This is a genomic window from Halocatena pleomorpha, from assembly GCF_003862495.1.
In the GTDB taxonomy this organism is placed as follows: domain Archaea; phylum Halobacteriota; class Halobacteria; order Halobacteriales; family Haloarculaceae; genus Halocatena; species Halocatena pleomorpha.
In genome coordinates, this window is sequence record NZ_RRCH01000010.1 from 1 (window position 1) to 13996 (window position 13996).

General features: G+C 58.5%; 11 protein-coding genes. 6 read left to right on the plus strand and 5 right to left on the minus strand.

Features of this window, described 5'->3' with window-relative positions:
* Window positions 1–486: 486 nt before the first annotated feature.
* Both EIK79_RS05140 and EIK79_RS05145 read left to right on the plus strand, forming a co-directional pair.
* Window positions 487–2487: a MutS-related protein gene (locus tag EIK79_RS05140; protein ID WP_124954058.1), complete on the plus strand. Its 2001-nt coding sequence runs from the start codon at window positions 487–489 to the stop codon at window positions 2485–2487.
* A gap of 132 nt (window positions 2488–2619) precedes the next feature.
* Window positions 2620–4029 carry a sodium-dependent transporter gene (locus EIK79_RS05145; protein ID WP_124954059.1) on the plus strand — a complete coding sequence of 470 codons (1410 nt, stop codon included), beginning with the start codon at window positions 2620–2622 and terminating at the stop codon, window positions 4027–4029.
* A gap of 569 nt (window positions 4030–4598) precedes the next feature.
* Here the strand turns inward: EIK79_RS05145 and EIK79_RS05150 are convergent.
* The 3 genes from EIK79_RS05150 to dgoD all read right to left on the minus strand — a co-directional run bounded on the left by EIK79_RS05150 (window position 4599) and on the right by dgoD (window position 7055).
* Complete coding sequence (locus EIK79_RS05150; RefSeq protein WP_124954060.1) at window positions 4599–5006, minus strand: hypothetical protein; 408 nt, start codon at window positions 5004–5006, stop codon at window positions 4599–4601.
* A gap of 53 nt (window positions 5007–5059) precedes the next feature.
* Window positions 5060–5782, minus strand: coding sequence for a CAP domain-containing protein (locus EIK79_RS05155; RefSeq protein ID WP_233737949.1), 723 nt, complete (start codon window positions 5780–5782; stop codon window positions 5060–5062).
* 121 nt (window positions 5783–5903) lie between these two features.
* Complete coding sequence (gene dgoD, locus EIK79_RS05160; RefSeq protein WP_124954109.1) at window positions 5904–7055, minus strand: galactonate dehydratase; 1152 nt, start codon at window positions 7053–7055, stop codon at window positions 5904–5906.
* Window positions 7056–7187: 132 nt separating this feature from the next.
* Between dgoD and EIK79_RS05165 the strand changes: the two genes are divergently transcribed.
* The gene (locus tag EIK79_RS05165; RefSeq protein ID WP_124954061.1) at window positions 7188–8309 is read left to right on the plus strand and encodes an ORC1-type DNA replication protein; all 1122 of its coding nucleotides are present in this window, start codon (window positions 7188–7190) and stop codon (window positions 8307–8309) included.
* Between the two features lie 35 nt (window positions 8310–8344).
* Here EIK79_RS05165 and EIK79_RS05170 read toward each other — a convergent pair whose 3' ends face one another.
* Window positions 8345–8893, minus strand: a complete 549-nt coding sequence (locus EIK79_RS05170; RefSeq protein ID WP_233737953.1) for an ArsR/SmtB family transcription factor — start codon at window positions 8891–8893, stop codon at window positions 8345–8347.
* Between the two features lie 73 nt (window positions 8894–8966).
* On the minus strand, window positions 8967–9272 hold the full coding sequence (locus tag EIK79_RS05175; protein WP_124954062.1) for a hypothetical protein: 306 nt from the start codon (window positions 9270–9272) through the stop codon (window positions 8967–8969).
* A gap of 391 nt (window positions 9273–9663) precedes the next feature.
* Here EIK79_RS05175 and glpA point away from each other — a divergent pair, with 391 nt between their 5' ends.
* Genes glpA through EIK79_RS05190 form a run of 3 tightly spaced genes read left to right on the plus strand, consistent with a single transcriptional unit; the run spans window position 9664 to window position 13915 of the window.
* Window positions 9664–11358, plus strand: a complete 1695-nt coding sequence (glpA, locus tag EIK79_RS05180) for an anaerobic glycerol-3-phosphate dehydrogenase subunit GlpA (RefSeq protein WP_124954063.1) — start codon at window positions 9664–9666, stop codon at window positions 11356–11358.
* Complete coding sequence (glpB, locus tag EIK79_RS05185; protein WP_124954064.1) at window positions 11348–12595, plus strand: glycerol-3-phosphate dehydrogenase subunit GlpB; 1248 nt, start codon at window positions 11348–11350, stop codon at window positions 12593–12595. The genes glpA and glpB overlap by 11 nt, the downstream gene beginning before the upstream one ends.
* Window positions 12596–12598: 3 nt before the next feature.
* Window positions 12599–13915: an anaerobic glycerol-3-phosphate dehydrogenase subunit C gene (locus EIK79_RS05190; protein ID WP_124954065.1), complete on the plus strand. Its 1317-nt coding sequence runs from the start codon at window positions 12599–12601 to the stop codon at window positions 13913–13915.
* Window positions 13916–13996: the final 81 nt, after the last annotated feature.

Genomic DNA, 13996 nt, shown 5'->3' on the forward strand with positions numbered 1-13996 from the left:
TGAGAACCCCAGCGTCGGGTGGTGCTACACCCGGCGCGTTTCAGTGAACGCGCACGCGCTTCCGCGCCACTGGCGTCCTCGTTTATCGTTGCCTCCGCCATCACACATAAAGGTACTGATGTAACGAATAATGTCGTGTTGGACTAACAACTGTTCTTCAGTCAAATCCCGGCCGAAATGGGACCGAACTATCGGATCAGGAAGCGTTCTGTCGGATGATATCGTACTGATAAGACCTAGTGCAATCCGAACCGTGCGGTCGCAGTGCGGTGGCGGAGGCGGAGCGGTCGCGGCGGCGGAAGACGCAGGTGTAGTCACCGCGAGCGTCAGCGAGCGGCTTTTTTTAGTCTTCCCGCGAGCGCAGCGAGGGGGAGCCAGCGAGAGCTTGCTCTCGCGTTGCAGGTTTTTTGCGTGAGGGTGGCCTCCGGCCACCCGAACGCAAAAAAGTGGGAGTCTTTTTTCCCTTCGGTGTCGAGCACTCAGTCGATGGAGTTGGAGACCGTTCCGGGCGTCGGCGCGAGAACCGCCGAGCAGTTGTCTGCGCTTGATGATCCCGAGCGTGCGCTCCGAGAGGGGGATGTGACGACGATCGCACGGGCACCGAACATCAGCGAGGGGCGCGCGGCCCGCATCGCTCGCAACGCCATCCGCGAGCGACACGGTGATCAGGCGGAGTTCCTCCAAACTGATCGCGCGCGCGAGTTGTACCAGTCGGCGCTGTCGTTGCTCCAAGAGCGCGCCGTGACAGACCACGCCCGAAAACACCTCGAAACGCTGTATCCGAGCACCAGCCAGTCGCGCATCGAAGAAGTCAGGGCGTTCGTAGCCGAGGCCATCGACCACGAACCGGGATCAGCAGTGCTTGCGGCGTTGTCGGACGTGTCGCCCATCGAGTCCCCCACCAACCTGCGAGTGCGAGAACGGTGTGTCGCAACTGCCGACGCCGAGACGTACGCCCGTGCCGAACAGCAGTTTCCAGCGCTATCAGTGGAACTGGTCGATGACGCCCGCGACCTCTCCGAGTTGGCCCGTGGCTACTCAACAGTGATCGCAGTTGATGAAGCGTTTGCCGGACTGGATCTCGGAGAGAACGTGCGCGTACGCCCTGACGCGTTCGATCAGATCGACGAGATCGTCCCCGAACGGCTGCTTTCGTTCTTCGCCACGAACCGGGACCGACTGCGCGCTGCCGCGTCGGTCCACGAGATCGCAGGACTCGATCCGCCGTGTGATCTCGATACACTCGATGACTGTCTCGATCGCTTGAACGGGGATGGAACGATCGCGGGAGACGAGGAACTTGCCCGACTCCAACGCGCGCTTGACGATCTCGACGCGGTGATCGCCACCGCCGAACGCGTGGCAAACGACCAGTTGCGTGACGCGATCCAAGAACGCGATGTCACCATCGAGGGGGCTGATCTCCTCTCACTCGTCGAACAGGGTGCGCGCGTCGATTCGTTGCTCGAACGTGAGCTATCCGAGGAGTTCACCGAAGCTGTCGAGGCGGCCCGAGAGCACCTGTGTGAGACGCTTGCCGTGGAGGAGTACGACGCTATCGCGGAGCGAGTGTTTCCGGATGAACCAGCGTTCCCAGTCGAACGACGCCCAGAAACCGTGTCGCAGCTCCGGACGGAGTTGACAGCTGCCCGTGATCGTCGAGCCGAACGATTGAAAGCTGATCTTGCGTCCGAGTTGTCCGTACTCCGCGACCCAGCCGAAACGCTCGTCGATCAAGCACTCGAACTCGATGTTAAACTCGCCGTATCACGGTTCACTCAAGAGTTCGACTGTACACTGCCCACCATCAACCACGACGGAACTGAAACCGGCGTTCACATCGAAGGTGGACGCTCTCCACTGCTCGACGTTCCGTTTCACGCGGTCGAACCGGTCGAGTACACCGTTGAGGGCAACGCACTCCTCTCGGGCGTGAACAGTGGTGGCAAAACCTCATTGATCGATCTCGTCGGGTTCGTCGTGATCCTCGCCCAGATGGGGTTACCCGTTCCTGCTGTTCGTGCCCGACTCGAACGGTTCGATTCGCTGTACTACCAAGCCAAAAGCCAAGGAACCCTCGATGCGGGTGCGTTCGAGGCGACGCTCCGCTCGTTTGGCGATCTCGTTGCCGGAACAGGGAACCGATTGATTCTCGTCGACGAACTAGAGAGCATCACCGAACCCGGAGCCAGCGCGAAGATCATCGCTGGCATCCTCGGGGCACTAGACGAACAAGGGGCGACGAGCGTGTTCGTTTCCCATCTGGCCGAAGAGGTTCAGGCCGCTGCCGACATCGACGTGCAGATCGACGGGATCCAAGCCGTTGGACTCGTGGACGGCCAGTTAGAAGTCAACCGCTCGCCCGTCAAAGGCCGGCTGGCACGGTCGACGCCGGAACTCATCGTCGAAAAGCTCGCTACCGACGACGAAACCGAACACCGATTTTACGAGCGATTGCTGGCACGGTTCGATGATGACACCGACTGATCGACCCCCGAAACGAATGATTTATATTGATTCAATCCTATTCCATAGGAAAAAATATCGTACCAAATAAGTTTGGTTGGAGTTAGTACTGAGGGAGTTATACCTCCCCACTCAATAGCCAGTACCATCATCATGGGAGAACGAGAAACATGGATTTCACGGGCAGGATTCATCTTCGCAGCCGTCGGCAGCGCTGTCGGTCTTGGAAACATCTGGCGGTTTCCGTGGCTGGCCGCACAGAACGGCGGTAGCGCGTTTCTACTCGTGTATTTGGTCATCGTGCTTGGTGTCGGCGTGCCGGGACTGCTGGCGTCGTTCGTCATCGGCCGTCGTTCCAAACGGAACCCAGTAGGCGCGTTCAAATCACTCGGAGGAGGGCGCGGCTGGGCGGCACTGGGCGGACTCTGCGTTGTCACGTCGATCGTGCTCATTTCGTTTTACACCGTCGTCGGTGGGTGGATCCTCCGGTATCTCTTCGAGAGTTTCACAGGTGCATACTTCACCCAACCGGCAGCCCATTTCAACAGCATCGCTTTCGGCACGCACGCGTTCCTCTATCAGGCGTTCTTTTTGCTCTTGACCGTCGGTATCGTCATGGCGGGTGTTCGAAAGGGGATCGAGGCGACGACCAAACTCATGACACCGGGAATTATACTACTTCTCGGGGGGTTGGCAGTGTGGGCGTTCTTCCAACCCGACACCGCTGGCGGGTACGAATTTTATCTCGCATTCGATGTGCAGTATCTCGCTGATAACTTCCTCAGCGTGTTGAGCGCAGCGGCCGGACAGGCGCTCTTCACGCTCTCGATTGGCAGCGGAACGATGCTCACGTACGCTTCCTACCTCGAAGAGGATCGGTCGTTACCAGCGGACGGGTCGATCATTGCCCTGTTGAATCTCGGTGTCGGTGTGCTTGCGGGATTTGTCGTCTTTCCCCTGCTGTTCGCGTTTGTGGGTGAACCGACCAGTGGCGGTACTGGTGCGCTGTTCGTGAGCATCGCGGGCGCGTTCGCTACCCTTCCAGGGGGTCGGCTCATTGGCGGGGTGTTCTTTTTCACAATCCTGTTGGCAGCGTTGTCGAGTTCGATCAGCATGCTCGAAATTCCCGTTGCGTATCTCGTCGATGAGTTCGAGTACGATCGTCCGCGTGCTACGGGAGGGCTGTTCGTACTGGTCTTGGGTGCGGGCGCGATCAACGCGTTCGATTCGAACGTGTTCGAAATCGTCGCTGGCCCGATTGTGAACCAACTCCTCACACTCGGACTCATCGGCTTCATGCTCTACGCCGCGTGGATACTCGGTGATGAAGCCGTCGAGGAGTTCACAAAGGGAGGTGGGCCGATCGCGCGAGCGGTCGGCGTGCCGTGGCGGTACACTATTGGAACGATCCTTCCGCTGTTCCTGCTGTTCTCGTTCTATACGAACGTCATCGATCTCCTCGGAATCTCTCTTCCACCGGTGGCGGTGGTGGGATTGACAGTCCTCACCGGTTTCCCAGTCACTGGGTCGCTCTTTCAGGCCGGCCGCCCGAACAACGATTAGCGCCTGTTCGTTCGCGCAACCAGACCGGGATCACGACGCACAGAATAGAATGGTGTTCTATCTTGTTTCAAGGAGAGAGTCCCGTCGTTCACGGCGTTGACGAGAGGCGATGCGTCTCGTTCGCACAGCAGAACGCTTCGCGTTCTGCGGACGGGCGTGAATCCAACATGGATGTTCCGTTTCTGCCGTCACTGGTTGGCCCCCAAACGTTTCGCCCACGCCATGACACACGCAGTATCACGGGTTCCGCCATCTCCCTACCGGTAGGCCACTGGGGGAGACGGGCCGCACTCCACCCATGTTTGCGGTGCGCGGGAAGCCCGGTCAAAAGGTGTGAACCGCGCGGTGATGACTCGCTTGCGGATGGGAGCGCTCGTGACAGCGCCGCAAGACGCTCCCGGTTGAGGGTCGAACCCCGCCCCGCCGACACCGGGAAAGTCAGTCTTGGAACCTACTCGGCACCGGGCCGGGGCTCCCCCTGTGTAAGGAAGCCCCGCCGTTTACGGCGGGGAGGATGTCACTCGTCATTCTCACACTGCCGCTCTGCTGGTTGCTGCTTTCTCCGTTCCTTACTCATCGCTCCAAATCGCGTATACACCGTACACGAAGCCGACGGCTGTGCCTTCCGTCACACTACTCGGAAGGACAATTATGACCTTCGCATCGCCTGTTACCAGTACAGAGTGTTGAACGACTACCCCCGAAAGCGTGAGAACGACAGCGCCGATGATACTCCAGATAGCGATACTCACGGCCTGTTCACCTCCATAGTCGCTTTTCACCAGCCAGTATCCGGCACAAAGTAACCCCATCGAGAGACCCAACGGGAACAGGATGCCAGAAACGACCGGAAACCTATGCGCGTCCTCAATCAGGTGATCAAGGTGGGCAAGCCCAGTTACTAGTCCGAGACTGCCGATGATCATCCCACACGCCCAGCGTTGCGACGTGGGTGTTCCAGGCAGCTGATTGCTCATACTGCGTTAATATGTGATCGGAAAATATTATATTACTGATTGATAGACAGTCCTTACCACTCATCACAGAAATTCTGTGTCGCGTACACCCGCTCGTCACCGATGTAGACGCCGATACCCTGACTGTCCCACCGACCGGTGAGGATGTTCTCACGGTGTCCTTTCGAGTTCATCCAGCCAGTGACGATCCGCTCTACGAGTTCGTCGGCGTCGGTGGCACCGACAAGACCGACGTACGCGAGATTCTCACCAACAGCCCGACACGTTCTCGGATACAGGCTCCCTAACCGGTCATCAGGCCGTTCCCCTTCGGGACTGACGTGGCTGAAATATCCCCGTTCGGCCATGTCGTAGCTGTAGGTCCGGCCGATGCTGGCGATTTCGTCGTTGTGATCAAGGCGAGAGAGGTTATTTTCTGATCTGATCGTATTGATTTGATCGTGAATACGCGCTTCGATCGTCTCGGAGTGTATCGATGTCTCGCTGGTGTTGAAGCGCGTAGAACCCGGATCCGACGTGCGTGGTTCACCCTCGTTCACGGCGTCGCCGGCAGCGTGGCGTGGTGTCTGGTCGGGGTTGAGTTTCGTATCGACTGGCAGTTCCCACACGAGCGGCCAGTCTGGGAGTGGCTCCGGCGTGTCTATGGCTCCGCTGTCTGTCTGAGCGATGTCGACCGCTCCCAGCGAGACGGCCACTGAGAGCAGCACCGACACTAGGACGATACTGAACAGAATACGCATCGCGACACCGACAAATCGATCGATCGGTTGGCGCATAGCTACTACTCCCTCAGTGGAGATCGTTCCGCATCAGATCGACACCGAAACAACTGTACCAGGCGGGATGTGGCTGTACGCTCCATGGAACGGATTCGCTCCGCTCCTCCTTAGAACCCGGTTACCACTCCGCAATGCTTCCATCGGGATGCTCCCAGACTGGATTATGCCAGTCGACAGCTTCCTGTGCGCGTTCGCGCACCGTCTCCTCGTCAATACGGATGCCAAGTCCCGGCTCGGTCGGCAGATCGATGTACCCCGCCTCATACTCGAACAAAGTCGGATCAGTCAGATATTCGGTTTCGTCGCTGCCTTCGTTGTAGTGGATATCGAGACTCTGTTCTTGGATGAGAGCGTTGGGTGAGGTTGCGTCCACCTGAACACACGACGCCAACGCGATCGGTCCGAGCGGACAGTGTGGTGCAATAGCCACGTCGTACGCCTCGGCCATAGCGGCGATCTTGTGCACCTCAGTGATGCCACCAGCGTGGCTGAGATCAGGCTGAATCAGATCAACAACGCCCTGTTCGAGAAGGTCTTTGAAATCCCACCGCGAGAACATGCGTTCGCCAGTGGCGATAGGCGTCGTCGTACACGCAGCGAGCGCCGGAAGCGCTTCCTCGTGTTCCGGAAGCACAGGCTCTTCGATGAACATCGGATCATAGGGATCCAGTGCTTCCACGAGGCGTTTGGCCATCGATTTCGAAACCCGACCGTGGAAGTCGACGGCGATGTCGACGCTCTCACCAACGGCGTCCCGGACCTCGGCAAGCCGTTGTACTGCGTCATCGACTACGGCAGGGGTGTCAATGTGGCGAACCGTCGCCGTTCCGTTCATCTTGAGCGCGGTGAAGCCGGCGTCAACCTTCTCACGGGCGGCCCGTCCCACTTCGGACGGCTCATCGCCGCCGATCCACTGATACACTCGAACGCGATCCCGTGCTCGTCCACCGAGCAGTTCGTAGACGGGAGCGCCGTACTGTTTGCCCTTGATGTCCCAGAGGGCCTGATCGATCCCAGCGATCGCTGACATCAACACGGGACCACCTCGGTAGAAGCCGCCGCGATACATCGTCTGCCAGTGTTTCTCGATGTGGCGGGGGTCAGCCCCGAGCAGATAGGTGTCCATCAGTTCCTCAACGGCGCTCCGGACGGATTTCGCTCGTCCCTCGACGATCGGTTCTCCCCACCCAACGAGACCCGTATCCGTCGATATCTTGAGAAACAGCCATCGTGGCGGTACCTCAAACAGCTCGTACTCAACGATCTCCATTTGGAGATCGTACGGACGCGAACGGATAACGCGTTTGGTGTTCATCGACAAATACGAGCTGTCGCGGTCGAAGCCGTTCTGATCGGCTTGCGCCCAATCCTTATGTGTACTCGCAGGTGAGATGGATGTGGAATGTCGGACGAGGAGATGCTGTCGTGGGACGAAACCGTGTTTCGAGACGAACACGTCTTTGAGATCGACTACGTCCCCGAAACCTTCCCCCACCGGGAGGAACAAACACGACAGCTCCAGTACGCCTTGCGGCCCGCAGTCCGGGGATCACGCCCGCTGAACGTGATGGTTCGAGGACCATCAGGAACAGGAAAAACCACAGCGTTACAGCTTCTCGCGTCCGAGCTTCAGGCTCAATCGAACGTAAACGTTGCACACGTGAACTGTCAGGTTGATTCAACCCGATATGCGGTTTTCTCGCGGTTGTTCGAGGAGATGTTCGAGTACGAACCGCCAGCGAGCGGGATTTCATTCAAAAAGCTGTTCGGACAGATAACTGACCGCCTCGTCGAACAAGAGGAAGTGCTCGTCGTCGCGCTCGACGACGTGAACTACCTGTTTTATGAGAGTGAGGCGTCGGACACGCTCTATTCACTCTTACGCGCACACGAAGCCCACACCGGTGCGAAGATCGGTGTGATTCTCGTCTCCTCGGATTTGGATCTCGACATCATCGAAGAACTCGATACGCGTGTTCAGAGCGTGTTCCGGCCCGAGGAAGTGTACTTTCCGCGGTATGACGAGCCGGAGATAATTGATATTTTACAGGAACGGGTCGACCGTGGATTTCACGAGGGCGTTGCCGGGGCGGACATCCTTGATCAAGTGGCGAAGCTCACCGCCAAGACAGGTGGAGACATCAGGGTGGGAATCGATCTCCTCCGACGGGCTGGGTTGAACGCCGAACTGCGCGCCAGCACCACAGTCGATATCGAAGATGTCGACCGAGCGTACGATAAATCGAAGTACGTCCACCTCTCTCGCCGCCTGCGAGATCTCAGCGATACCGAAATCGCGCTCATCAAAGCGATCGCAGAGCACGACGGCGAGCGGGCGGGTGTGGTGTACGAATCCTTCGAAGAGCGAACTGGACTGGGCTACACCCGATACTCAGAACTCATTAACAAACTCGACCAGCTTGATCTCATCGACGCGGAGTACACGAGTGTCGACGGGCGCGGACGGTCGCGCAAACTGTCGCTAACGTACGAGGAATCCGCTGTGCTCGAACGAATCGAGTAACCCACGACGAAGTGCCGTGCAACCACGAGAAGGAATCACTGGTCGAAATACCACAGCACACCGATAACGAATATCGAGAAGAGACCGCCCACGAGGAACATTAACACCGAATCGACCATGAAGAGTTGCGAAGTGGCCGCTCCAGCTTTGTTCACGCTGAACAGGAAGCTGAAGAGAGTGCTCACCCCGGCGAGCACGACGACCGCACCGAGCGCCCGGCGAAGAAAATCCCGGAGACGAAGCCGGTCGGACTTGCGGCCAGCAAACAACACCACCGCTTCGTTCGCCGGCGCGTACACAGTCATCTCCGTTCCTTTCTCCGAATAACCGACGCCGGACGGCTCGATGAGTTCCGCGTCCTCTAGCTTTCCCAAATGATAGTGGACGTTCTGTAATGACGTATCGATCTCGTCTCGGATCTCTGTGGGCGTCGATGGCTGCTCGTAGATGATCGATAGCACTTTCCGTGTCGTCGAGGCCGTCAGCGTCTCAAAGGCCTCCTCCGCCGCCTCATTATCGAGACCGAGAACGCGCGGCTCGTTTGGGGTCGATTGTGTCTCCCCACGTAGCGGCAACAAACTCATCAAATAACTGTATATCGTCATCACCCATGATCGTTTTGATGTTTCAAACTTTCATTTGATACATTCAGCCCGATCAAAATCGACGGTCACGCTCGGGAAGCGGTCGGGAGAGAGAACGCAGCCAGTGGCGGAAAAAGAGGGCAAAGAACACCATTCCACCGACCTGCGCTGCAAGGAGTATGTACGTAGCAACCGTGATGGACGACACGAATCCTCCCATGATGCTCACAAACCCGACCGCACAGACAATCGAGAGTACCCCTGCCCGACTGTTGCGGGTCCGCACTGATTCGAGCGCGAACCCAATACACAACGTGAACAATCCCGTCCCCAAAAATAGCGAGTCGAGAGTGAGGGTCACAAACAGGAAACTGAACATGTGTGCTGGATCTTACCGAACCCTAATACCAGTTCCGGATTTCGCTGCTTCTAAGCGCTCTACCGACACGTTCGTGCTTGATCGATGTTCATATCGTGTACCAGCTCATCGTTTCTGTTACTACCGTATATCTGTCAGATGGTTGGGTGTATATGGGAAGATTTTCTCACTCACTGTCTCCTTCTCGATCTTTACTGACTCTATGGTTCCAACCGTAATTCACCAGAAATAGATGGATGACTCGGACTGGATAGCAGTGATCAGTAATGGATAGATGTCTCTCAGCAGTATCAATCGGATTTCGATCTAGCTCCCCTCATCCATTTATTATCTTTACTGATGGCCAGGAGATAGAGATAAAGTAAAGTAGTAGGCGACGTACATCCATACGATGGTAAATGCTCCGACAGTGCTCGTAATCGGAGGTGGTTCAACCGGGTGTGGGATCGCCCGTGATCTCGCAATGCGGGGGTTCGACATCACGCTCGTGGAGAAAGGCAACCTCACAAACGGGACGACCGGGCGGATGCACGGGTTGCTTCACAGTGGCGGGCGGTACGCCGTCGCGGATCAGGCCAGCGCCAAAGAGTGTATCGCGGAGAACCGTATTCTCCGCGACATCGCCAGCCACTGTGTAGAGATGACCGGCGGGTTGTTCGTCCAGCGACCCGAGGACTCCGGTGAGTATTTTCGGAACAAGCTACAGGGCTGTCGTGAGTGTGACATTCCGACAACCGTGCTTTCGGCCGCGGAAACCAGAGCGAAAGAGCCGGCGTTAGCCGAGGATGTCGAACGGTCGATCGCCGTACCGGACGGGGCGATCGATCCGTTTCGGCTCTGTGTCGCCAACGCTCTCAGTGCCCAGCGACACGGGGCGCGTATCGAGACGCACGCGGAAGTCACCGATGTTCTGGTTGAAGACGACACGGTGGTCGGGTGTAACGTGCGTCATCACACCGGACCGGGAAAGCGCACACATCGAGCGCCGGGAACGACCGAAGAGATCCGTGCAGACTACGTCGTGAACGCCACCGGGGCGTGGGCCGGCCAGATCGGTGAACTGGCTGGAGTCGATATCGAGGTTCGCCCCTCGAAAGGAGCGATGGTGATCATGAACGTTCGGCAGGTCGATACGGTGATCAATCGCTGCCGTCCCAAAGGCGACGCGGACATCATCGTGCCCCACGAAACGACGGCGATCCTCGGAACAACCGACAAGGAGGTGGACGATCCGGAAGGGTATCCCGAAGAACAGTGGGAAGTCGATCTGATGATCGATGAGCTATCGGAACTGATTCCCGTCCTTCGTGAGTCTCGGTCTATCCGCTCGTTTTGGGGCGTTCGGCCGTTGTACGAACCGCCAGGAACGGGGACGGCGGATCCGACGGACATCACGCGGGATTTCTTTTTGCTTGACCACGAGGAGCGTGATGGACTGGCGGGGATGACCAGCATCGTCGGCGGGAAGTTCACTACCTATCGGCTGATGGCCGAACGGATCTCTAATCACGTGTGTGAACAGTTCGGGAGCAAGGCCGACTGTCGGACCGCAGAGGAACCGTTGCCCGGCAGCGAGGACTTCGAGGTGCTCCGAGACCACATGGAGGCGTTCGGACTCCGATCCCCGATCGGCCGCCGGAGCACCCAGCGGCTCGGTAGTCGCGCCGAGGAGGTGCTGACGACCGACGGTCCCAACCCCGTGCTGTGTGAGTGCGAGGCGGTAACGCGCGCGGAGATACAGGACGCGATCGATCAGTCTGGAACGGACCTCAACGCCGTCCGCATCCGGACCCGTGCCTCGATGGGCAACTGTCAAGGTGGGCTGTGCTGTCACCGGATGGCGAACGAACTCCACCCCGAACACGAGGAGCCGACCGTTCGGACGGCGCTCGATGAACTGTATCAAGAGCGTTGGAAAGGACAACGACACGCTCTGTGGGGTGAGCAGCTCTCACAAGCGATGTTGAACCACGTGCTTCATGGAACGACAATGAATCGTGACCACGACCCTGCGCGACAGGAGACGCTGGATTTCGACGCCTTCGACACGGGTATCGAACGAACGAGGGCTTCGGATGGCGATTAGCGATGACGTGATCGTCATCGGTGGAGGACTCGCCGGAAGCATGAGCGCGTTGTCGGCGGCAAAGGCTGGTGCGTCCGTTCGTCTCATTTCCCACAAAGAGAGCACGCTCCGCCACGCGAGCGGTCTCATCGACGTACTCGGCTACCCCACTGAGGGTGACCAACCGGTTGTGAATCCGTTCGATGCACTGGACGAGTTGCCCGACGAGCATCCGTACACCGTCGTCGGAGAGTCCGGGATTCGGGAGGGTCTCGCACTGTTCGATGAGATCACGGGCGATCTGTACGCCGGTACCCACACCGACCGGAACGCGCTCGTGCCGACCCAACAGGGAACGGTCAAACCGACAGCGCGGTATCCCCGATCGATGGCCGCCGGGATCGGAAACGACCGGGAGACGCTGCTCGTGGGGTTTGAATCGCTCCCTGACTTCGACGCACCGTTGGCTGCCGACCATCTTGAAGCTGTGAACGTTCCGTTCGCGTCCCGTGGGGTGACGGTTCCGTTCCCTGCAGATCTCAGGGTCGACGCGAAATACACCCGATTTGCGACGGCACTCGAACGCGAGGAAACGACGGCGGCACTCGCTGAGACGGTCGAATCTCATCTCGACGGAGCTGAACGCGTCGCGTTCCCGGCGCTGCTAGGCAGGGATAACGACGGGTCGGTCCGATCCAGCCTCGAATCTCACCTTGGGGTCTCCGTCTTCGAACTCCCCGGCGGGCCGCCGAGTCTCCCCGGACTTCGGCTGGTGGATCGACTGTCCGAGGCGTTGGACGCGGCTGGCGTACACCGTTCTACCGGCGTTCCGGTCGTCGGCCGCGAAACTGCGGGGGATCGCGTCAGCTCGGTGCTCGTCGATCGCGGAAATCACACTCCTCATCCCTACCACGCGTCGGAGTTCGTGCTCGCCACGGGGGGACTCGTCGGGAAAGGGATCGACTCCGACAGAAACGGTGTTCACGAACCGATCTTCGATTGCCACGTCCCCCATCCGAAGGATCGATACGACTGGTTCTGCGGAGACGCCTTCGGGGATCACCCGTTTGCCCGCTTCGGTGTCGTTTCGGACGGCGAACTCCGGCCAGTCGACGCACAGGGCACCGTCGAACACGAGAATCTCAGAGCCGCGGGAAGCGTCCTTGGTGGCGCGAATATCGCGGCCGAAAAATCCGGCAGTGGAATCTCACTCGCAACCGGCGCACTCGCAGGACGACTCGCAGCCGAGGCGATCTGACCCATGAGCAACGACCAACACACTGACCACGATCGACTATCGAGCGAACAAACGGCAGAGGTGGCTACCGCCGAAACGACCGTACCGCCGAGCGATGAACGGACGACGGATCTCCGCCCGGGCGCGGATAACTGTTACAAATGCACAGCGTGCGATACGTCGTGTCCAGTTGCCGAGGTGGACGACGAATTTCCCGGACCGAAGTTTCAGGGACCAGAGCAGTGGCGACTGAAACGATCGGAGGACACGGACATCGACGACTCGATCATGTCCTGTTCGAACTGTATGCGGTGTGATAGTGCTTGTCCATCAGGTGTCCCGTTGAGCCAGATGCACAACACGGCCCGAGGCGAGTACGTTGAGGGAATGAGCAAGCTGTCACGGGAGTACGTGCGCAACCGAATCCTCGCCAACTACGGGCGACTCGCGCGTCTCGGGAGTCGTGTACCCCGATTGACAAACTTCGTGATGGGCAACCGCGTGACGAAGTGGTTCAACGAGCAGCTGCTCGGTATCACGAGCGAACGGGAGTTTCCCGCGTTCGCCACACAAACGTTCCGGGAGTGGTACGACGAACGCGGCGGGTCGAAAATCGAAAGCGAGGACCGACGAATCGCGTATTTCCACGGCGATTACTCGAACTTCAACACGCCAGAAGTCGCAAAGGCGTTGGTGCGCGTGTTCGAGTCGTTTGGCTATGAGGTCGCCGTTCCCGAGCAGCGGTGTTCCGGAACGCCGATGTTCGCAAATGGGATGCTCGAAGACGCCCGTCGGGCCGCCGAGTTCAACGTCCAGACCTTTTCGAAGTTGATCGATGAGGGGTATGACATCGTCTGCTCGTGTACCTCCTGTTCGATGGCGCTCCGACAGGAGTATCCCGAGCTGTTTGACTTCGAAGATACCGAACTGGTTGCCACGCACACCTACGAGGCGATCGAGTATCTGCGTCTCCATGAAGATCTCGACGAAGCGATCAGCGAGACCGAACTCGAAGACGAGCCCGCGCTGGCCTACCACGCCCCGTGTCACGCTCGTAATCAAGGACTTCACCGGCAGGCTCTCGAACTGCTCGACGAGCTTGAGGGTGCCACGATCGAGGACGTTGGTGATTCTTGTTCTGGAATCTCCGGCACTTACGGCTGGAAAGAAGAGAAATACGACTACTCGATGGAGATTGGCGAAGAGATGTTTGAGGAGATGGAGGACGCTGCGGGAACTACCGGACTGACGGAGTGTCCAACCTGTGCGATGCAGATGGAACACGGCACCGGCTACGAGATCAACCATCCACTCGAACTGATCGAGAAAGCACTGGTTTGATACGCCTCCCAGTGAGCGATGTCGAGAAGCAACGTCGATTCACCAATTACACCAGGTGCGGCTCGAAGACCATGTCTACGA